The following is a 22828-nucleotide window of genomic DNA, read 5'->3' as shown; positions in this document are numbered from 1 at the left end:
TTGACATTTTCATGACGCGAAAGTACAGGAAACAACCTGATAATAGCATACACGGATTACTTTTTGTTTTATCAATTTTACTGATCGGGTAATAGAGAGGAATAAAAAAATCCGCCCCAAACGAGGCGGATTCTTTATATAGACTTACTGTATTATTAGCAGTGTCCTTGAGCGCACATAGCCTCAGCAACTTTGATAAAGCCACCGATGTTAGCACCCTTAACATAGTTGATCTTGTTACCTTCTTTACCGAATTTAACGCAAGTATCGTGGATGTCTTTCATGATCTGAGACAATTTAGCGTCTACTTCTTCAGCAGTCCAGCTATATCTCATTGAGTTTTGGCTCATTTCAAGACCAGAAACAGCAACACCACCAGCGTTAGCTGCTTTACCCGGAGCGAAAGTGATGTGAGCGTTAGCATAGTTCACTGCTTCTGCAGTACAACCCATGTTAGACGTTTCAACGATCATTTGGCAACCGTTAGCAACCAATTTCTTAGCGTCGTCTTCGTTCAACTCGTTTTGGATAGCGCAAGGGAATGCGATGTCACATTTAACTTCCCAAGGTTTAGCTTTCGGGAAGAATTTAGCACCGAATTTCTCAGCGTAAGGAGCTACAACGTCGTTGTTGCTAGCACGCAATTCCAACATGTAGTCTACACCTTCTTGAGTAAGACCTTTTTCGTCATATACGTATCCGTCAGGACCAGAGATCGTAACAACTTTAGCTCCTAATTGAACTAATTTTTGAGCAGCACCCCAAGCTACGTTACCGAAACCAGAAAGAGCAACTACTTTACCGGCGATTTTCTCACCTTTTTCAGCCAACATGTGTTGTGCGAAATAAACGGTACCGTAACCAGTAGCTTCCGGACGTACTCTTGAACCACCGAATTCACGGTTCTTTCCAGTTAACACACCAACGAATTCGTTGCGAATTCTCTTGTATTGTCCGAACAAGAAACCGATTTCACGACCACCAACACCGATATCTCCAGCAGGTACGTCAGTGTCAGCACCGATATATTTGCAAAGTTCAGTCATGAAGCTTTGGCAGAAACGCATGATTTCGTTATCTGATTTTCCTTTCGGGTTGAAGTCAGAACCTCCTTTACCACCACCCATCGGAAGAGTAGTCAAAGAGTTTTTGAAAGTTTGTTCGAAACCTAAGAATTTCAAACCGCCAAGGGTTACTGACGGGTGGAAACGCAAACCTCCTTTGTACGGTCCAATAGCACTGTTGAATTGTACTCTATAACCACGGTTGATTTGTACTTCACCTTTATCGTCGATCCAGGGCACTCTGAACATGATTACTCTCTCAGGTTCTACCATTTTCTCAAGGATCTTGTTAGCCTTGTATTTCGGGTTTGCCTGATAGGTATCCCATACAGTTTCAATCACTTCTTGAACTGCCTGGTGGAATTCTGATTCACCTACGGTTCTAGCCTTTAAGGCATCCATGAATTCTTTAATCTCTGCTTTCATTTGAATATTGTTTAAGTAAAAACTTTAAAAAAACATTTTCATTTACTTGAATTATCAAAATTCGGTTCAAAGGTATGCTTTTGTTTATGATTCCAAAAATTTTTCGAGTTATTTTTTGGTAGGTGCAAACGTTATAATAGTTTAAAATTTCAATCACGATTCATGAAGTGCTATGAATCTGTAATAAAACCTGTTAAATGAGCGTGTAACAATTACCGGGGAGTTGCATCACGTGACCTTCCAGTTCGAGTTTTAAAAGAAGTACGGAGAGGTCATGCACGGGTATGCGTGTAAGTTGATGTAACTGGTCGATATTTTGTTCTCCCCTTTTTAACAGAATCTCCAAGAGTAATACTTCATTATTTGTTATGGGGAATAAATCCAGGGACATCTGGTAGGGTCCGGTTGGGAGAGGTGGCCAGTTGAGAATCCGGAGCAGGTCCTTGATGTTTTCTACCAAGGCGGCAATATTTTGTTTGATCAACAGGTTACACCCGGCGAAGGTCGGGTCTTCCGGTCTTCCGGGAATTGCCATCACGTCCCGGTTGTACGACAGGGCTTGTCGGGCGGTAGACATGGCCCCTCCTTTTATGGGAGATTCGGCGACAAGAATCGCCTCGCTCATGCCTGCCACGATACGATTGCGTTGAAGGAAATTTGTCGGTAAAATCTGTGCGCAAGTCGGAAATTCTGAAATTAAAGCTCCTCCTTGTTCCAGAATTTTTTCGGCCATATTTTTGTGTGAGGCGGGATAAACCATGTGTAGGCCGTGCCCGAGAACGGCCTGTGCTTTTAAACCGTAATGTATGCACGCCGTGTGGGCGGTAATGTCGATCCCGTAAGCCAATCCACTGATGATATTCGGGTGGTAACCTGTTTCGGCCAGTTCATGGAGCAACGTGTCTACTCGTTTCTTGCCCATTTCGGTTGCTTTGCGGGTTCCCACAATGGCAATATTCTTCGAGTCGGAGTCATCCAGAATCCCCTTATAAAATAGTACGAGTGGGGCATCCGCGCAATGCTTCAAAAGGCGGGGATAATTCGAATCTTCGATCCCGCATACCCGGATGTGATGTTTTTCCATGACGTCCAACTCCTGCTTTGCCATCTGTAACCAGCGGGAGCGTTCGGGTTGGATGTTTGTCAGGTTATTTTCCCGGAAAAGAGTCTCTATATTTTGATCTGTTTCTTCGAAAAAGCCGGAAATTCCGCCACATTGTTGGAACAAGGGGGCAAAAAGAGCATTGTTAAGCCGGGGTGCCATGGTGATGGCAACCCTTGTCAGGACCGAGTTTTCATGATTCATACGCCGATATTTAAAAGTGATTTATGACAAAAATACACCTTTATAGTTTAAAAAGCGAATGAAATGGAGAAAATGAGTTCATAAGGTTTGTAAAGTTTATAAGGTTTATTAAAGTGTCGGGAGTCCTCCGGATAAAATCTATCGGCAACTCAGCTGCCGTGGACAAAGGTCTCGCAGGAGTCCAAGAACTTTATAGACCTTACGAACCTTATAAACTTTATAAACTTCTTCTCTTTTGGGCATCTGATTAAAATAGTTTAATTTTGTACGGAAATACAGGATGAATGGAAAGTATCATTTTTACCACGGATGCCAGCATTGTCCTTGCCGAATTGCTGGGAGGAATCAGGCACGAGAATTTATTTATCGTGGCGGATAAACACACGGTCGGTTTTTGTGATCGCTTGTTTGAGAAGGTGGATTGGATTCCCTCTCACGTGACGGTTCTGGATTGCGGGGAAGAGTATAAGTCGATTGAAAGCGTCAGCCGGATTTGGACGATGTTGAGTAAACGGGGGGCGCGTCGATCTTCCATTCTCGTGTGCGTGGGAGGTGGTGTCGTGACGGATTTGGGAGGATTCGCAGCTTCCACGTTCAAACGGGGAATGCGTTGCATCAATGTTCCCACGACACTGCTGGCGCAGGTTGATGCATCCTTGGGCGGTAAAACCGGGTTTAATTTCAACGGTTTGAAAAACGAGATCGGCACATTCTCCATCCCGGAAAAAGTGATTATCGATGTCCATTTTTTAAGTCATTTACCCGTGCGGGAACGAATGTCCGGTTTTGCGGAGATGATCAAGCATGGTTTATTATCAGATCGGGAGTATTTGACCCGGTTGTTGAGCTTGGACTATCAAGAAACGAGTCCGGAAGATTTTCTGGAGCTGATTCGGCGTTCCGTGACGATAAAAGATGAAATTGTTTCCCAGGACCCCAGGGAACAGGGACTGCGTAAAGTGTTGAATTTCGGACACACGATCGGGCATTCCATCGAAAGCTTGTCTATCATGCGGGGGATGGCTCTCTTGCACGGGGAGGCGGTGGCATTGGGATTGGTGGCCGAATTGTACCTGTCCGTCAAAGAAAAAGGTTTCCCGGAAGAAATTTACCGGGAAGTCCGGAATTTTGTCAAACGACATTATCCGAACTATCCTCTGATGGAGCATGTTGATACCTTGTATGAATTGATGTTGCATGATAAGAAAAACGAACGGCGGGGAGTGAATTTCACGTTACTTCCGGGCATCGGGGAGTTTTCACTGGATAATTATTGTTCGAAAGATTTAGTGGTTGAGGCATTGAGCCAAGTGTAAATAACGAGTAGAATTATGGATCGAGTTATCGCGTGGGACAAGACGAAGATTGAAGGTGTGGCTGTTTTACCGGCTTCCAAGAGCATCTCGAACAGGGCGCTCGTGTTATGTGCCTTGGCAGGATGCCCGGTGCCGGAGAACTTGTCAGATAGCGATGATACACGGGTGTTGCGGGAGGCCCTGTCCACTTCAGACAGGTTGGTCAACGTGGGACACGCCGGAACTGCCATGCGTTTCTTGACAGCTTATTTTGCCTTGAAAGGCGGGGTTCGGGAATTAACCGGTTCGGAGCGTATGAAACAGCGTCCCGTGCAGGTATTGGTGGATGCTTTGCGGGAATTAGGTGCGAGTATCACCTACATGGGGGATGAGGGTTTTCCGCCTTTATGGATTACTTCCGCACCTTTACAAGGAGGGCGTTCCCTGTCGTTAGATGCGTCCGTGAGTAGTCAATACGTGTCGGCCTTGATGATGATTGCCCCTTTGCTGCCGGGAGGTTTGACACTCGATTTGGAAGAAAGAATCGTTTCTGCCGCTTACATACGGATGACGGCCGGCATGATGCGCTTGTTTGGGGTAGACGTGCGCTTGGAAGGGGAAAAGATTATTATTCCCGAGAAGGGGTACATCCCGGTAAACCTGCGTGTGGAATCCGACTGGACGGCAGCATCTTATTTCTACGAGATGCTTTCTATTATCGGGCAGGGGGAAATCTTTATTTCGGACTTGAAAAAAGACAGTTTGCAAGGGGATGCGCTGCAATATAGATTGTGGGAACAATTAGGGGTGCAAACAGAATGGCGGGAATCGGGTGTTCTCTTGCGGGTTGCCGGTGAAAACACGGGTTTATTCGAGGCGGATTTCACGGAAATGCCCGATCTGGCTCTAACTTTTATCGTGACTTGTTGTTTAAAAGATATTCCGTTTCATATTCGCGGCTTGGAAACTTTGTATGTTAAAGAGTGTGACCGGGTGGCCGCCTCGATTCGAGAGTTACACAAATTGGGGTATGATCTGGAAGTCCCCGTGCATGGCGAGTTGTCATGGAATCGGGAACGGAATACGTTGATTTCATTGGAAATAGATACTTATCAAGACCATCGTATGGCAATGGCGTTTGCTCCCGTCGGGTTAAAGTTACCCGGTTTGGTCATCCGCAATGCCGGGGTGGTGACGAAGTCTTTCCCTACATTTTGGGAACAGCTGGATAAATTATTGATTTAATCATCCGATTAATCACGAAATCATTAATCGGTAATCACGGAATCTATTTATTTATGGAATCATTATTACAATCTTCTTATTTCGCGTTGTTTTTAATTGTTGCTCTAGGTTTTATACTGGGACGAATTAATTTTAAAGGAATATCGCTGGACGTGTCAGCGGTCATTTTTATTGCCTTGCTTTTTGGTCATTTCGGGGTGATTATCCCGAAAGAACTGGGAAATTTCGGGCTGGTACTATTTATTTTCACAATCGGGATGCAGGCCGGACCGGGATTTTTTACCTCTTTTAAAGCGAAAGGGAAAGTGCTGGCAATTATCACGTTATTAATCGTGGCCACGGCAGCACTGACCGGAATCGCCTCTAAATATTTGTTTGACATTGATACGCCGAGTGTCGTGGGATTGATCGCGGGAGCGTTGACGAGTACGCCGGGTTTAGCTGCCGCTATTGATGCCACGGGTTCCTCGTCCTCTTCCATTGCTTACGGGATTGCCTATCCTTTTGGGGTGATTGGGGTGATCCTATTCGTGAAACTTTTACCTAAGATGTTACGCGTGGACATCCGTGCGGAAGAGAAACGACTGGAAGCCTTGCAGCAACAACAATACCCAGAGATCAAAACGGCTGTTTTCCGGGTGAGTAATCCGAACGCTTTTGACAAGAGCTTGGCGGATCTGCAAATCCGGACCATGACGGGAGCCGTGGTTTCCCGTTTGGTTCACGATAACCTGACCGAGATCCCGACTCCTCTATCCGTGTTGCGGGAGGGAGATTTGATCAAGGCGGTAGGCTCCCCGAATGCGTTGCGGCAGTTAGAAATCCTGGTCGGGGAAAAGATGAATCAGGATTTGCCATTGGGGGATAGCATTGATATGCAGTACGTGCTGTTGACGAATAAAGAGGTGGCCGGGAAGAGCTTGGGGAGTTTGAGCCTGCATCAGAATTATCATTGCACGGTGACCCGCGTACGTCGTTCCGGTATTGACGTGGCTCCGAGTCCCGATTTGGTTCTGCGTTTTGGTGATAAGCTGACGGTAATAGCCCGGAAGGAGAGCATGAAGGACGTGTTGAATCTTTTGGGGAATGACAAGAAACGTTTGTCGGACACCGATTTTTTCCCGATAGCAATGGGTATCGTGTTGGGCGTGCTTTTCGGAAAAGTGAATATCTCTTTTTCCGATAGTTTCACCTTTTCTCCGGGATTGACCGGAGGAATCCTGATCGTGGCCCTGGTTTTGGGTTATCTTGGTAAGACTGGGCCTATCGTGTGGTCTATGTCCGGCCCGGCCAATCAATTGTTACGTCAATTAGGGTTGTTACTGTTTTTGGCGGAAGTCGGGACCTCGGCAGGCGTGAATCTGGTACAAACTTTCATGGATAGCGGGTTAACCCTGTTCGGGGTGGGTTTTGCTATTACCTTGTTGCCGATGATCGTGGCTCTGTTGGTGGGGTACTACGGTTTCCGGATCAATATTTTGGATCTGATGGGAACGATCACGGGAGGAATGACAAGTACACCGGGATTGGCTGCCGCTGATTCCATGACTGACAGTAACATCCCGAGCGTGGCCTATGCAACGGTTTATCCGATAGCGATGGTATTTCTAATTATCTGTATTCAACTATTAAGTATGTTAATTTGAACATAAATTACGAGGAATACTTTTTATAAGTGGAAAATAAAAAATATTTTTGTCTCGCTATGATTCAAAATAAGTGCAAAATTGGATGAATCAATATTAATAGAGAGATTGCGACGGAATGATTGAAAAGCCTATTCGGATTTGTTTGACGGGTATTTCGATAAGTTGTTCACGTTTGCCCTGAATATGGTTTTTCGGGAAGACGTGGCCAATGATATTGTGCAGGAGGTCTTTATCGCGATCTATGAAAAATCGGTTCTGAAAAATTATCAGGGTTCCCTGAAAGCCTATCTTTACACGAGCGTGCGTAATCGTTGCTACAATTACCTGCGGGATGCGAAAATTGAAGATCGTAACATGGCCTTATACGCCGAGGCGGCAGTCTATTCGGACAACGTGGACATGATCGATCGGGAAGAGATTCTGGAGAAAATCCGGGAGGTGTTGGACGAGTTACCGGAAAAATGTCGGGAAGTGTGTCTTCTTCGTTTCGTGCATGGGTACAAGTACAGCGAGATTTCTGAACAGTTGGAGATGAATGAGAATACCGTGAAGGTACAGTTGCATCGCGGGTTGGAAAAGTTGAAACGTTGTTTCTCGGATTATGATTTCGCGCTAGTGCTTTTCATGCTGTCGGCTAGTATTGAATATATGTAGGTTGATTCCAGGTGAATAAAGTCACGTGTGGAAAGGTGTGTCTTAGGATATGCCCTTTTGCTCTTGATGTTTATAATGAATCGATGATCAATAGTTGATCACTAGCGGATTATTTTCGTAATAAATCTATTAATTAGATTGTTTGAATACTTTATGAACCTTATTATATATAAGGTTTATATAAGGTATCTATAAGGTTCATGATGGTAGTGATCCGGAATTGTTCAAGAATTAATTACAAAATAGGTATGGAATAGGGTAGGATATGGAAGCCTCGTGAGGGAATGTCAATATTGGAATCGGAAGCGTGTGGGGATTAAAGATAGGTCGTTATTGCATGGAAATTATCCGTATATAGTCTGGATTTTGTTGATTGAGATTAAAAGATCTTAGAATCTTGATTTCTGGATAAAAAAAGTTACCTTTGTAAAAATAGAAACAAGAAAAAGCCTAAAATTATGTTTGATGTCAATAGCATACATGATTGGAGAAGGGATTTCGGTCTATTTCCTATCTCCATTAAGCCTTCGTGTGTAGGGAAATATGCTTTACTTAATGGTGGGAAAGGTGATTTTTGTATTGATTTGAAGCCAGAAGAAGATCAACAAATATATAATTCTTTTGCTTGGTCGTCTAATACTAAAAACTATGTGACTGTACAAGGCCGTGATGTCATTATTTACAATTGGCTTAAGTCTTCTTCTGAACGAATTGAAAAACACTATGTAGAGAATAATATAGATAGGTTTTATAATTATCTTACTCAACAGACATACGCGACTGGTAATGATGTGGTTCCTTTTATTTTGAATTTATTTCGCAAAATGAGGAATTTGACTCGTGAAACGCAAACTCCTCGGTCTGCATTAAATTTATTATATACTTTATTGCTTTCACTTGATGAAGATGTAAATCATTTGGATTATGACAAGTGGGGAATCTCGAATGCTACATTGCCTGATCAATTTGATTTTTTCATTGAGGAATTAAAAGGGGGAGTGGCTATGATTAAGCCTGATTTGGAAGTTATTCTGCGTCATTGTGCTGGACCTATTTTTCAAGAAGCACACCGTGTTGTTCAGACTTTTTTTCCAGATCGGGATTTGTTTGGTGATGTGAGTAGTCGATTGATAACATCAGAGAAAGGTTATAGTAGTGCCCATTATACTCCGCAATATGTTGCTCGTGGTATTGTGGAACAATGTTTGAAATATATCGATCTCCAGAAAGATCGTATAACTATATTTGATCCTGCATGTGGGTCGGCAGAATTTTTGATGGAAGCGTTGAAACAGTTACAGGATAAACACTATGCGGGGATCGTTTGCGTGCGAGGTTGGGATAGTTCGGAAAGTGCGGTGAGTACATCGAAGTTTTTACTTCATTATGAAAAAGAAACGCAATGGCATGAGAAATTGCAGATTGATATTAGACAGGTAAACGATTCGTTGCAAGAAGATTGGAGATGTGATACCGATATATTACTAATGAATCCTCCTTTTGTTTCATGGGAGTTACTTAGTGTGTCTCAGCGAGAGGTTGTGGCTGGATGCTTGTCAACGAAGATTACGAAACCTAATCAGGCTATCGCATTTTTCCAGAAAGCAATTCATTCTCTTTTGGAAAATGGAGTGTTGGGATGTGTGATGCCAACCACTTTATTCACGACAGAATCTTATGATGATATAAGGAAACAGTTACAGGAAGTGATGTCGTCACGTCTTGTGGCAAAATTAGGTAATTTTGTTTTTGATAACGCCTTGACGGATGTGAGTTTGTACGTGGGGCATAAACCGAAAACAATCATGGGAACTAGGCTTTTGTGGTCTAGTAATGAGAGAGGAGTTGCGCAGGAGGCTATTTGTGCCTTACGTAAAATGGAGGCGAATAATTTACGTGAAGTGGATAAAGGTCGTTATAGTATATATGTACCGGTGGATTATCCTGATGTTCATGGTTCATGGAAAGTGACTTCGTTGAAAGATACATTGTTGAGAGCGCAATTGGATGATTGTTTGCAACAAGGAAATTTAGTGAGATTGAAAACGATATTTACAGTTAGACAAGGTATTCGTACTGGGAATAACGGTGCTTTTATCATCGGTGCAGACGAGTATGAAATGATGTCAACGGATGAACAAAAATTTTATCGAAAATCGATAGACAATGATGCCATATCGTATGGGAAATTGGAGGCAAAGCATTATGTGTGGTATCCGTATAGCCAAGAGGGATTACTCGTCCAATCAGAAGAACAGTTAGCAGAAAAGGCCCCCATGACTTATAACCGTCTGTTAAATTTTAAAAGGGAGTTGATAAACAGGAGTTCGCTTAATAATAAAAAGTGGTGGTGGATGTTAAGTCGGCATCGGGATTGGTTGTTAGAGAAAAAGTGTCGTTTGGTATCTACGGAGTTCGGCAATTCTAAATCATTTGCATTAGATGCTAAAGGAGATTGTGTGATAGAGCGTGGCTATGCGTGGATTCCGAAAAAAGAGATGAAAATAGAGGACGAAGATTATTATTTTTATTTGGCTTTCTTTGTGAGTAGTTTGTTCGAGAAAATGTTGTCTATTTATACGAAACAATTAGCTGGAGGTGCATGGTATGATTTGTCGGCTAAATATACTCATCAGATCCCGATACTTGATGTGCGTCAAAAAGGTAAAAGGGAATCTAAAATGTATCATGAACTAGTGATGCTTGGTAAAATGGCGTCAGAGGAAGGCGCAGTTTTTTTTCGAGATCGGATAGACGAGGTTGTATATAATTATATTGAGTATAACTTATGATAGTAGATCATGGGAACGTGATATTATCGCTGAACAAGCGATGTAAACCTATTATAGATCCTGATTTCATGCTGGTTCCTTATGGAGGGGACGGATATTCGTTGATTGTCTATCATAATAAAGGGACAAGTAAAGCTGTCAATCGTCTTGATGATGGTGGAGCGGCAGAGGTCGATGTTGAACATTGGTTTAAGAATTATTACTTGTACGTAGAGGTGAAGTTTATATTTGCAAACGAAATTCCGAAAAGGGGACGTAAGGTGAAGCGTGTGATGAAACAATGTTCTATTTCGATATCTGTATTTAAACAAATTGAAAACCATATTGTTCAATTGTTTCGAGCAGAGTGGGATGATTATAATAATGATCAAGAGATTCATCCTCAACCTCATTGGCATTTCACGGCAGGAACTTCTCTTGCAAATACGTATGAAGAGTTTATGAGAGAATATGGAACAGAGGGATTATTGGAAATATTAGAATTTGAAAAATTGAAGGTTCCAGATTTGAAAAAGTTTCATTTTGCAATGAATGGCAGATGGGCAGATGGGTTGTCTCATGTTCGTTCGATAGAAGATGTCGAGGTTGTCAATTGGTTCTGTGGGCTTATCAGTTCTATAAGAAAAGAGCTTGAATATATTGAATAATAAAAATATCATGTACAAATAATTTTTTTCCATTTCCCTTGTAAACATTTTTCAAGGTTTCGTGTTATAGGGACGAAATTTTTAGAAAAATACTATGAAAATGGATTGGAGGTTGATAAAACGGAGCTTTACTTCTTCACTGGATGAGGAGGATAGGCAGGTTTTAGAGGCTTGGCTGGATGAATCGGAAAGGCATCGGCAGCTCTACGAGGAGATGAAACGTTTCGTGGCGAGGCGGGAGAATTTCCAGTTGGATGTGGAGACAAAGAAACGATTTAAACGGGATTTCGAGACGAGAGTTGACGAGGCTTGCCGGAGACGGGAACGACGGGTGTGGTTGAAGGTGGTGAGTTATGCGGCGATGTTGGCATTGCCGATTCTCGCGGGAATGTTACTTTGGACAAGGCAATCCGTGGTGGAAGGTGTGGATTATGGCATCGGGCCTATCGAGCATGGCGTGAGAAAAGCGACGTTGGTGTTGAATGACGGGAAAGTCCTTGCTCTTGATACTTCCCGGATGACACTGAAAGAGATTGATGGGGTGACGATTCACACGAATGATCAAGCGTTGGTTTACGTGGATTCTTTGGATAATAAGGGTATTAATTTACAGAATCGGTTGATTACTCCTAAAGGGGGAGAGTACACGATCATGCTGGCCGACGGGACGAAAGTGTGGGTGAATGCGGCAACGGAGATTCGTTACCCGGTGAAGTTTGCGGGTAAGGAGAGACGGGTACGGTTGGAAGGAGAGGCTTATTTTGAGGTGACAAAAGATACCGAGAAACCGTTTATCGTGGAGGCGAATGGGATGGAGGTGAAGGTTTATGGAACGCGGTTTAACGTGAACACTCGTCGGAATGACCAGATTCAAACGACGTTGGTGGAAGGTTCCGTGTCGGTGAAACCGAAGGGATTGGCGGAAGTAATGTTGAAACCGAACCAGCAAGCGGTGTTTAACAAGCTCGTGGGACGGGTTACGGTTCGGGACGTGGACGTGTTATCTTATGTGGCGTGGCAGCGAGGAAATTATTATTTCGAGAACAAGAGTATAGGCGAGATACTGGATGAACTGTCGTTGTGGTATGATATTCAGGTGTTCTTTGTGAATAACGAGGTAAGAAACGAACGGTTTAGCGGGTATTTGCCCCGTTACGAGGAAATCAATGGGTTGTTGTCTCTGATCGAGAAGACATCCCATGTGCAGTTCGAGATAAAAGGTAGAGTGATAATCGTGCGAAAATAAAATTCCGGACAAGCGGCTACTTATCCGGAGTTTGAATTCATTCGGGTAAACAAATGCGACAATGTTTACCCAAGTAGTTTTTTAATTCAAAAATCAAATGTATGAAAAAAAAACAAAGTTTTTACTATTTCTATGGTAAAAAGAATTTATTGAAAATCATGAGGTTATTATTTATTTTGATGACAATGACCAGCATGACGATTTCTGCCAATAGTTTCTCGCAAGAACAGCGGGTGACGTTGGACGTGAAAAATGTTGGTGCGATGGAACTATTTAAACAGATTCAGAAGGAGACGAATTTGTTCTTCGTGTATAATGATGCGGATTTGATTTCGTTTAATAATATATCTGTCTCTGCCAAAGATGAGGCCGTGGATGTTTTGTTGAACCGGGTCTTCTCGGGGTTGGAGTTCCTGTTCGAGGGAAACGTGATTGTCGTGAAACCGACGGTGACCCCGGATGAGAAGAAGGAGGTGAAGAAGTGTGTTATTAAGGGAAAAGTGGTGGACGAGAAAAAACAACCGCTTCCCGGGGTAACGGTCCGGTTGGATAGTACCACGGTGGGATGTGCCACGGATGCCCAGGGGTTGTTTACCTTGACGTTGCCCGTGGAAAAGGGACGGTTGATTTTCTCTTTCGTGGGTTTTAAACAGGAGATCAAGAATTTCAAGGCCGGGGACGAGTTGCTCGTGGTGTTGAAGGAGGAAGTTTCCGATTTGGACGAGGTGACGGTGATTGCCTACGGGGAAAGAAATAAAAAGGAATTGATCAGTTCTATTTCTTCTGTAAAATCGAAAGATTTGGAAGAAGTCCCTTCTGCCAGTCTGGAAAATTTACTACAAGGACATATGGCGGGGGTGGAAGTAAGTAACGTTTCAGGGGCTCCCGGAGGTGGTGGTACTCGTGTTGCCATTCGCGGTTACAATACATTGATGCAAGAGGGTGTAAATGATGGGACCCCCTTGTACGTGGTGGATGGTGTGCCAATCCAATCTTTCACTTCTCCGTTGACGGGAACGAATACTTTGGCGGAGATTGACCCGATGACGATCGAGTCAGTAGAAGTTTTGAAAGATGCCGCTTCTGCCGCTATATACGGATCGAGAGCTTCTAACGGGGTTATTTTGATCACGACTAAACGCGGCCGGGAGGGGACGGCTGTTTTCCAGGCAAACGCTTCTTATTCATGGTCTTGCCTGCCGGAAACCCCGGTGCAAATCCAAGGAAACGGGGAACGCCAGTGGTGGTTGTATGCAGCCAGAAACGTGAGATGGGGATATTCAAATAATATGACTCAGCAAGTCTATATGCCTTCATCGTATAACGAGGCTATGGGAAAGGCCGGGGCTGTTTACGATTATTTCTGGAGAAACGGGGCTTCTTCTATTCTTAATAAAGTGCCTTTGGAACGGCAGTTACAGGATAGTTTGAATCCTTTTTATAATAATTCCACGAATTGGTGGAAATATACTTTCCGTACGGGTAAGATATTGAATGCAAATCTTCAGGCATCCGGAGGAACGGCGAAAGTGAAGTATATGGTTGGTATCGGTTGGTACAACGAACGGGGAATTATGGTCGGATCAGACTTTTCACGGGCAAATTTAATCTCAAATTTAAACCTGACACCCCGTAAGAACTTATCCCTGGATATGCGTTTATCGCTTTCCTATACCGATATGAGCTCGGCGGGAAGCGGTTTGTCTGAAAATAAGAATATAGCGTACATGACTGTCAAGCCCACGAATCAGTCCACGTTGATTCAGAGTTCCGGAACGGTTTATGATAAAATATTTGAAGGGCTTAATGAAGTATCAGAAAAGAAATATAATTTTAATATCCGGTCGAATACTCGTCTGGCTTATAAAATTATCGAGGGCTTGGATATTTCTGCTTCTTTGGGAATTGATTATAGCCAGGCAAACGGGAATAACTTCCGTCCGAGTACACTGGATGCAAAGTATGGTTTGAGTTTGTCAACGGGGAGTGTTATCGGGAGTATGTTATTGCAAACGGAAGAGTTGTTACATTACAATTTCAGTATAAAAGAACGGAATAATTTTGATTGGTTATTCGGTTTTTCATATACGCGAGAAGCAATGAACAATTTGTCGGGAACCGGAAAAGGATCCCCGAGTAATTATATTCATTACGTGATAAGTGGTATGCCAACAACGAAAGAACTGGATGGTAAAGTTCAGGCGATGCAAACTTTCCAATCCGGTTTAGAGGAAAAGATTATGGTGAGTTATTTTGGTCGCTTGGCATATAATTTCGATAGAAAGTATCTGATGGAAGTAACTTTACGTCGGGACGGATCTTCCGTTTTCGGTAAAAATGTTCGATGGGCGACTTTCCCCTCTATTGCCTTGGGATGGAATTTTTCAGACGAGAGTTTCATGAAGAATTTCTGGTGGTTGAGCCACGGGAAGATTCGCGGTTCTTGGGGTAAGTCCGGACAAGTCTTTAGTAGCCCGTATTTGGCACAAGGCGTGCTTGATCTAGGTTCTACTTTTTTGGGTGTTAGCGGGATGGTGCCGACGCAAATGCAGAATCAAAATTTGACGTGGGAGAAATCAGATCAATATGATTTGGGGTTAGATGTCGATTTGTTCGATTACCGGGTGAAAATGAAATTGGATTATTATTATAAATACACGAAATCGATATTGTGGCAAACCACGTTACCGGGTACGGTTTATTTTCATACAACGATGTGGGATAATGCATTCGAGGTGTCTAATCAAGGAATCGAGTTAGAAACTCAATTCGATATTTTGCGCGATACGGAAGTGAAATGGCGTGCTCGTTTCAATATCTCTCGAAATTGGAATGTTTTGGAAAAGACTTATACCGGGGTGGATATTTCCAATAAATATGTAATTGGGAAATCAACATACCAATTGCGGACGTATAAGAATTTAGGTGTTGCGCAAAGTGAAAATGATGTCCCGCAGTACTGGGATCAACAGGGAAATTCTAAATACTTGGGGAACGGTGGAATGGTTAACCCAACCCGTCCGGGGATGAATATCATTGCAGATTTAAACGGGGATGGAGTGATCACGGACAAGGATTTGTATTTTGCCGGTTCCACCTTGCCGGTTGCTTACGGGGGTATTGCCAGCGAGGTGAAGTGGAAAGGTTTTGATTTGAACGTTTTGTTCAATTATTCTTTGGGACGTAAGATGATTAATGCATTCCGGAAGAGTTCGTTGAATTTTAATTCAACGAGTTTAGGAGCCGTGTTTGAGGATTATCGTAACGTGAGTTTCTGGGAAAAAGCGGGTGATAACGCGGACTACCCGACGATAGATGCTATTTATTCATATAACTACGGGCAATTTGACGGTCAGATCGATTCGAATATCGAGACGGTTAGTTTTATTCGCTTGAAACAATTGACTCTAGGGTATAACTTGCCAAGCGAGTGGGCGAAGAAATGTTACCTGGCAAGTGTTCGTGTATTTTTCACGGGTGAAAATCTGTTCCTGTTAACGAATTATTCAGGATTAGACCCGGAGAATGTCGATCTGTTGCAAGGATATGACCGTATGGAGACTTATCCCTCCGCTAGAAAATTCACCTTGGGATTAACGATTAAATTTTAGTCAATGAAAAAGTTTCTCTATATAATATTGATCGGGCTATTTTCTTCATGTAATAGTCTGTTGGACGTGGAGCCGGAAATAATGGTTTCCTTCGATAATTTTTACAAGACTGAACAAGACCTAGAGGTTACTTTGTATCAATTACAGGATTTTGTGCATGGGCGGTTATTTGATATTCAGACGCAGGAAAAAGCGGGAATGCTGGATGATTACACGGGTAATTCCTTGGCGGAATGGTACTGGACACCGACGACAATCATCGGGGGACAAGGGACGAACTGGTCGGAATCTTATTGGGTCGTGTACATGGCAAATGTACTTTTAGAGAACATGGGGACCGCAGCCGCGGAGGTAAGTCCCGAACGACTTCAATATTATGAAGCACAGGCTTGTTTCGCGAAAGGATTAGCTTATTTCATTATCGGTCAGAGATGGGGTGCGGTACCTATTACCCGGAATAGCACGTCATCGGAAGTCTATGGGAATAAACCTATTTTGGAGGTTATAGATACCGCAATTGCGAATGCCACGAAGGCTTTTAATTATTTACCGAAACAATCCGAGTTACAGGATCGTCTGGGGGCTAAAATTACCTCTAAACAATTCGGAAGTAAAGGTTCTGCCGCTGCTTTGTTAGCTCACGCTTACGCCTGGAAGGGGAGTTTGATCGATTTGCTTGGCTTGGAAGGGAATTCAAAAGATTGTTATGATAAATCGATTGAATACGCTACTTTCATTATTGATGGAGAGGCGGGAGCTTATAGTTTTGCCGGGAGCCCGGAAGCGTTATGCGAACTTTTCTCGGATATTGACAAGGAAAATCCTGAAACTATTTTTGAACTCACGATGGATATGCAGGACGATATTATAACCGCTCCTTACGTGTTGGGGGCAGGTTATATAGGTTATCCTTATCATCCGGACGTGACGAAACCTTCTAGCCACAAGTGGAGCGGGAAAAGTCTGATAAGTTATGAAACGATCGAGAAGTTATATGAAGAGCAGGATTTGCGTCCGGAAGAGTACTTCTATGAATACGAGGCATACCGGAGCGCGGATTCGGCAAAAATAACCGGGGGGTATGCCTTCCCGAATAAATGGCGATCTTTCGTGTATACAACTGATCCGAATTTGGCCGGGAAGCAAAAGATGGCGGCAGTAAAGACGAATTATGCTTACTGGAGGTTATCCGATATTTATTTATTAAGAGCGGAATGTTACGTGAAAACGGAACAGGACGGGTTGGCACAAGCTGATCTGAACCGGGTGAGAAGTAACGCGAATGCTGTCGCTTACCCTGGAGGCAGGGATGATAGCAGAGGTTTGCAATATGCAATTTTCCACGAGCGAGAACGTGAATTTCTGATGGAAGGACATCGATTCTTTGATGTTATACGTAATGGTATGGAATATATTAACAGGGAATTAAAGGGAACTTTTACCACGATGACTTTGATGGATGTAAAGGACGGTGCGATATTCTTGCCTATTTTTGATGATGCTTTTGAACTGAACGGCTTGTTGAGACAAAACGCATATTGGTCCCAATTTATAAATTAATTAAGAGAATAGAAATGAAACAATTTATATTATTAGGAATATTGTTATCTGCATTTGTGAGTTGTACGAAGTACAATCAGATAGATACCGGGCTTGCTAAGGCGAAGTTCAACGGGAATATGTACGAGTATTTTCAGTCAAATTCTTATGATTGGGATTCATTATTAGTATTGATAGAATATACAGGAGTGAAGGAGTATTTCACGGGTGAAAAGGAAGGATATGAGAATATTACTTTTTTTGGTCCAACCAATCATTCTATCCGGCGAAAAATGTTTGAAAAATCGCATTGGAATTCAAACTATACGGAAAAAATATATGACTATCATAGTATGAGAGAGTTTGTCGATGGCGTCGGGGTGGAGCAATGCCGGACTTGGATTTTGCGTCATATCGTGAAAGGGAAATATAAAGTGGAGGATATTCCAAGAGGAACGAGTACGGATGCAGCCTCCGGCATCACGTTCGAGTCGGCGGCAGGTTCAACATTTAGGGTATTTTCTCTTCAGGAAACATATGCGGGGATTCCTGAAGCGGGGGCCGTGGTTTTGTACATTGTAAGTACTACGAGCATTGATGTTGCTTCCACGGATATTCAACCGAATAACGGAATCGTGCATTCTTTAGCGTATGGCTATACTTTTGGACAACTTTAATGAATAAAATATGATGAGACAGGTTACTATTATATTGTTGATAATGTTAGGTATTGGGGCTTGTAATGGCGTGAAAGTCGGTTATTTACAGACGAAAGATGCAAGTTATGCCCCACAGGATTCGTTGGTTATCCGTAAGGTGTTAGGTGATGATAAATATGATGAAAATCGTCTGGCGAATAATGCACCTTGGGTAACAGGTAATATTAGTGGAGTTTTGGGTACGGAGCCTTTGACTTATGAATTGGTCGGGGTCAGGGCGTTGAATGGTATCGAGGAAGGGGCTACGTTGTTGGCGAAAGAAATAAAGGTTCGCGGATGTGGCAAGATGGAAGTACCCTTGAAACCGGAAGCTCCCGCGGGGCGTTATGTTGTAACGTTAAAAGTAAGTAACGAGGATTATTCTGCTATTTTATCGGATATTTTCACTTTTATAATTGAATGAGAATGACAAGAAAATACATAATGATGATATGCTTCACCCTGTTGATGGGGTGGAGCGTATCTGCCTCTTCCCAAGGGATTAGTTTCTTCAAGGGAACTTTTGACGAGGCGTTAGCAAAGGCAAAACAGGAAAATAAGCTGGTGTTCGTGGATTTCTATGCCACGTGGTGCGGACCGTGTAAACAGATGGCAGAGAAGGTTTTTACGGATGAAGAAGTGGGAAAATACATGAATGATAAGTTCGTGTGTATGCAGATTGACGTGGAGAAGGAGGGATGGCAGAAGGAAACGGCGGGGAATTTTAACGTGACGGTACTGCCGACGTTGATTTTCTTCAAGGCGGATGCTAGTGTCGCTTCCCGGTTGGCGGGAGCGAGGGAGAAAGCTGATTTGCTGAATGCAGCCAGGGTGGTTTGCGGGGAGCAGTTGAGTTTCGAGAAGTTGTATGACCGGGCAAAGTCGAAGAAGGATTTGGCCGATATGCAGCTGGTTTTGAAACAGGCCCCGGATTACGTGGGTGGTTTAGAGGGGATGGAGGCGCAGAAGTGGATCGTGCGGATTGATAAATTGTATGCTGAATATGCCAAAATGAAGATGGGACCGGATTTTATCAACAAGGAGGATTTCCAGATCGTGAGCAAGTTCAACAAGAAGAACGTGAAGGATGATGCCGTGATGAATTTTATGGCAAAGAATTTGGAGGCTTACATGAACAAACTGGGTGAGGCTCCCGGAATTTTGCTGGTAGAGTATAATAACAAGATTATCGAGCAGTTGTCGAAAGCCGGTAAGGAGGAGTACAAGAAATACTTGGAAAGGATTAACGGGGATCTGGAGGCGGCTTACGCGATCATGCCCACGGGTGCGCTGACTCCTTACGAGAAGTTCAAGTATTATTATGACGGGATGTACTTGTTGGCCTATAAAAAGGATGCGGCATCATACGTGGAACTGATGAATAAGTATCTCGCCGCGCTAGGGGGTCAGGTGGGGGCGAATGATTACGGGGAGATAGCCCAGAACATGTACGTCATGAGTAAAGGGAAATTGAATAACGAGCAACTCGGGCAAGTGAGGGATTGGTTGGTGAAGGCCATGCAGTACGAGGGTACGGGGTTGATTGACCGGATTAATTTCGTGACCATGCTGGGAGATACGTATAAGGCGTTGAAACAGTTCGATAAGGCAAAGGAAGCTTATAATCAAGGTTACATGGAGGCTTTGCAAATCGAGAATAAAATGCGTTCAGCACAGATTCAAATGATCATGAAACGTAAATTACAATCGCTTGAATTAGCAAAATAGAAGGTATGAGGAGATTATTATTTACTATTATTATATTTCTTTTTACAGCCTTTTCTTCCTTGGTTGCGCAGGAAGGGATGGAGGGGTTACGTTACGGGAAGTTGGAGAACGGGTTGACTTATTACGTGAAACATTCTAAGGCTGAGCCGGGGCGGGTGAGTTTTTACCTGTTGCAGAACGTGGGTTCCATCCTGGAAGAGGATCATGAAAACGGTTTGGCGCATTTTCTGGAACACATGGCCTTTAATGGGACGACTCATTTCCCGGAAGGCGTGATGCCTTACTTGAGGGGAAAAGGTATTTTCACGTTTAACGCCCGGACTGGTATCAATCAAACCGTGTATAATATCGAGGATGTGCCCACGGCTGACGGGGGATTGGTCGATACGTGTATGTTTATCGTGAAGGACTGGTGTAACGAGATTTTACTAAAAGAGAAGGATATTGATGACGAGCGGGGCGTGATTATCGAGGAGTGGAGAAGTCATTATGACGTGGGACGACGTTTGCAAGAGGGGAGCGCTCCCGTGGTGTATAACCACACGAAGTATGCCCGGCGGAACGTGATCGGTACGGTGGAGTTATTGAAAAGTTTCCCGTACGACGTGTTACGTGAATTTTACCACAAATGGTATCGTCCCGATTTGCAATGCGTGATTATCGTGGGGGATGTTGACGAGGTGGAGTACGAGAGCAAGGTGAAAGAGATGTTCGGGCAGATCCCGGCACGAGTGAACCCGCTGGAACGGTACGAGGTGGAGATCCCCGACCGGGCGGATTTGGATTACATGTTGATTTTGGATCCGGAAAACCGCTCGAAGATGATTTCTTTCCATCAACGGGCGCGCCGGGTGAATGGTTTGGATGAACTGGAACGGAAATCTTACTCGTTCAAGGCTCGCATTTTTAATGCGATCTGGGGACAACGGCTGGCACGTATCGTGAATGCCAACCAAGAGAAGTTTTTGAGTGCATCGGCAGAGTTCGGGTCTTTCGTGCGGAATTACAATGGCTTCTCGCTAGACATCGTTCCTTATAAAGATAAAGATGCCGAGGCGTTTGAACAGGTGTGGACGGTATGGGAGGAGATTCGACGGTTCGGTTTCTCGGACATGGAAGTGGAACGGGTACAGGAAGCGCTTTTTCAGGAATTGCAAAAGATGGAGAGAGCCGCAGAGAAGGAGAGTAACCAGTATTACGTGAGCGTGTTCCAGTCGCATTTTTTGAGTGGTTTACCTTTCCGGGAGCAGAGCGAGGAGTTGGACGTTTTGAAAGAGGCTTTGCTGGAGATCACGCCGGAAGATATGAACACTTGGATTCATTCGTGGGCTACGGATTCGAACCGGATTATCGTGGTGTCCGGTAATGACAAGGATTACAAGTATTTGACCAAGGATCAGGCGCTTGATGTCATGGCGAAGGTGGCTGAAAAGGACATTCAGCCGGAAACGATCGAGCGGAAGACCCCGGAAGGATTTGACCTGAAACTCCAAGGGGGAACGATCAAGAAGGTGAAAAAGCTGGACCGGTTCAAGGCGGAAGAATGGACATTATCCAACGGGGCTAGGGTGTTTTACAAGTACGTGGAAGAGGGGAATGGTTTCTTCTCCATGGCTTGTAGCAGTCATGGCGGGCGTTCCGTGGTGGATGCTGAGGATTTACCGACGCTGGCAGCGATGCAGGCTTTGGCAATGAAGTCCGGACTATACAAGTACGACCTAAACACGTTGAAGGATCTCGTGCAGGGTAAACAGATTCGTTTGAACATGATGGTGAGTGATTACACGGAGGGTTTTGTTGGTAGTACGAAAGCAGACAATGCCGAGTTGTTGTTCCAGTTATATTACCTGATGTTCGAGGAACCCCGTTTCGAGAGACCTCAGTTTGACAAGTACGTGGAACGTGCTAAATACATGTACGAGAATCGTCGTCAAACCCCACAGGATCTGGTTCAGGATTCGATTCGGAAGTTGACGACTCGTATCGACGATCGTAACCGGGATTGGGGTGCGGCTTATTTCGACAAGATGAATTTCGAGCGGATGAAGTCGCTTTACCGGGAACGTTTCTCGAATGCGAAAGAGTTCACGTTCTGCATCGTGGGTGATATTGACCGGGACGAGGCCGCCCGCCTGACGTGTGAATATATCGGCTCGCTGCCTTTTCGCAAGGGGAAGAAGGAGGAATATATCATTCGTAATTACGACGTGGATACCGACACGATTGCCCGCGAGTTCAAGGTGGTAATGCCGGGAGACAAGGGAATGGTGAATTTGATGTTGGAGAATGATGGGAAGTTTTCCGATAAGGAACAAATGGCCTTGACAATTTGGGGACAGATGTTACGGAATCGCTTGTTTGCGATCGTTCGGGAGCAGGAGAGTGCGACGTATGGTGTTAACGTGGATGCCAACTGCACGACTTTCCCGTATCGTAAAGCCACTTTAATGGTGGGCTTCGAGACGCAACGGGACAAGGTGGAACGGATGAAGGAGATCATTTATAACGAGTTGGAAAGAAGTAAAGATGAGCTTTTCTCGGAGAGCGAATTGTCGCCAATTCTGATCTCTATCCGGCGGATGCAGGATCAACAGGGCGAGAATATCGGCATTGACTACTGGATGAACGTCTTGAATACTTATGCCGAGAGCAAGGTGGATGCCACGAATCATAAGGCTTTTGACAAGATGCTGGAAAGCATGACGGTCGAGGATGTTCGTAATGCAGCCCGGAAGTTTTTGAAAAATGTGAAAGTAAGAGATTGGGTAATAAAGTCGGAAGAGGTGAACCCGCTATCCGATTGGGAAAAATAGTGGAGAGAGTGTGACTTGTGAAAGGAGGAGTGTCAAAAGTCATTTTTCAAACTCCCTCCCCCCTTCGGGGTACTCCCTCTATAAACAGAGGGAGAGTTGAAATACTTCCTGTCTT

Annotated in this window: 14 protein-coding genes and 1 pseudogene; 13 read left to right on the top strand and 2 right to left on the bottom strand. The window is 43.9% G+C overall.

Annotation, left to right across the window (positions count from 1 at the left end; genetic code table 11):
• Positions 1 to 155: 155 nt before the first annotated feature.
• Together gdhA and dprA are read right to left on the bottom strand one after the other, a co-directional pair.
• Positions 156 to 1490, bottom strand: coding sequence for an NADP-specific glutamate dehydrogenase (gdhA, locus tag I2I33_RS05250; protein ID WP_087419545.1), 1335 nt, complete (start codon positions 1488 to 1490; stop codon positions 156 to 158).
• 193 nt (positions 1491 to 1683) lie between these two features.
• Complete coding sequence (dprA, locus tag I2I33_RS05245) at positions 1684 to 2796, bottom strand: DNA-processing protein DprA (RefSeq protein ID WP_087419546.1); 1113 nt, start codon at positions 2794 to 2796, stop codon at positions 1684 to 1686.
• Positions 2797 to 3080: 284 nt separating this feature from the next.
• Here dprA and aroB point away from each other — a divergent pair, with 284 nt between their 5' ends.
• The 13 genes and pseudogenes from aroB to I2I33_RS05180 all read left to right on the top strand — a co-directional run bounded on the left by aroB (position 3081) and on the right by I2I33_RS05180 (position 22713).
• Positions 3081 to 4112 carry a 3-dehydroquinate synthase gene (aroB, locus tag I2I33_RS05240; protein ID WP_087419547.1) on the top strand — a complete coding sequence of 344 codons (1032 nt, stop codon included), beginning with the start codon at positions 3081 to 3083 and terminating at the stop codon, positions 4110 to 4112.
• A 15-nt stretch (positions 4113 to 4127) separates the two neighbouring features.
• On the top strand, positions 4128 to 5336 hold the full coding sequence (locus I2I33_RS05235; RefSeq protein WP_087419548.1) for a 3-phosphoshikimate 1-carboxyvinyltransferase: 1209 nt from the start codon (positions 4128 to 4130) through the stop codon (positions 5334 to 5336).
• 53 nt (positions 5337 to 5389) lie between these two features.
• Positions 5390 to 6982 (top strand): aspartate:alanine exchanger family transporter, encoded by a 1593-nt coding sequence (locus tag I2I33_RS05230; RefSeq protein WP_087419549.1) that lies wholly within the window; start codon positions 5390 to 5392, stop codon positions 6980 to 6982.
• A 138-nt stretch (positions 6983 to 7120) separates the two neighbouring features.
• Positions 7121 to 7639, top strand: a pseudogene (locus I2I33_RS05225) (RNA polymerase sigma factor); the annotation flags it as partial.
• 458 nt (positions 7640 to 8097) lie between these two features.
• Positions 8098 to 10431 carry an N-6 DNA methylase gene (locus tag I2I33_RS05220; RefSeq protein ID WP_087419551.1) on the top strand — a complete coding sequence of 778 codons (2334 nt, stop codon included), beginning with the start codon at positions 8098 to 8100 and terminating at the stop codon, positions 10429 to 10431.
• The gene (locus tag I2I33_RS05215) at positions 10428 to 11078 is read left to right on the top strand and encodes a hypothetical protein (RefSeq protein ID WP_140402537.1); all 651 of its coding nucleotides are present in this window, start codon (positions 10428 to 10430) and stop codon (positions 11076 to 11078) included. The genes I2I33_RS05220 and I2I33_RS05215 overlap by 4 nt, the downstream gene beginning before the upstream one ends.
• A gap of 100 nt (positions 11079 to 11178) precedes the next feature.
• Positions 11179 to 12324, top strand: a complete 1146-nt coding sequence (locus I2I33_RS05210; RefSeq protein ID WP_162613695.1) for a FecR domain-containing protein — start codon at positions 11179 to 11181, stop codon at positions 12322 to 12324.
• 101 nt (positions 12325 to 12425) lie between these two features.
• Positions 12426 to 15935, top strand: coding sequence for a SusC/RagA family TonB-linked outer membrane protein (locus tag I2I33_RS05205; RefSeq protein WP_087419554.1), 3510 nt, complete (start codon positions 12426 to 12428; stop codon positions 15933 to 15935).
• Positions 15936 to 15938: 3 nt separating this feature from the next.
• Positions 15939 to 17495, top strand: coding sequence for a RagB/SusD family nutrient uptake outer membrane protein (locus tag I2I33_RS05200; RefSeq protein WP_087419555.1), 1557 nt, complete (start codon positions 15939 to 15941; stop codon positions 17493 to 17495).
• Positions 17496 to 17509: 14 nt separating this feature from the next.
• A complete protein-coding gene (locus I2I33_RS05195) occupies positions 17510 to 18151 on the top strand; it encodes a fasciclin domain-containing protein (protein WP_087419556.1) in 642 nt (213 codons plus the stop codon).
• 10 nt (positions 18152 to 18161) lie between these two features.
• Positions 18162 to 18596, top strand: coding sequence for a hypothetical protein (locus tag I2I33_RS05190; protein WP_140402538.1), 435 nt, complete (start codon positions 18162 to 18164; stop codon positions 18594 to 18596).
• 2 nt (positions 18597 to 18598) lie between these two features.
• A complete protein-coding gene (locus I2I33_RS05185; RefSeq protein ID WP_162613696.1) occupies positions 18599 to 19900 on the top strand; it encodes a thioredoxin family protein in 1302 nt (433 codons plus the stop codon).
• A gap of 5 nt (positions 19901 to 19905) precedes the next feature.
• Entirely contained in the window at positions 19906 to 22713 is a 2808-nt protein-coding gene (locus I2I33_RS05180) for a M16 family metallopeptidase (protein ID WP_087419559.1), read from the top strand.
• The last annotated feature ends 115 nt before the right edge of the window (positions 22714 to 22828 follow it).

Source organism: Butyricimonas sp. BSD2780061689_150309_C8, from assembly GCF_015560935.1.
Classification (GTDB): Bacteria; Bacteroidota; Bacteroidia; order Bacteroidales; family Marinifilaceae; genus Butyricimonas; species Butyricimonas paravirosa.
Note: the sequence above shows the minus strand (reverse complement) of the source record. Positions and strands in the feature narration are given on the sequence as shown.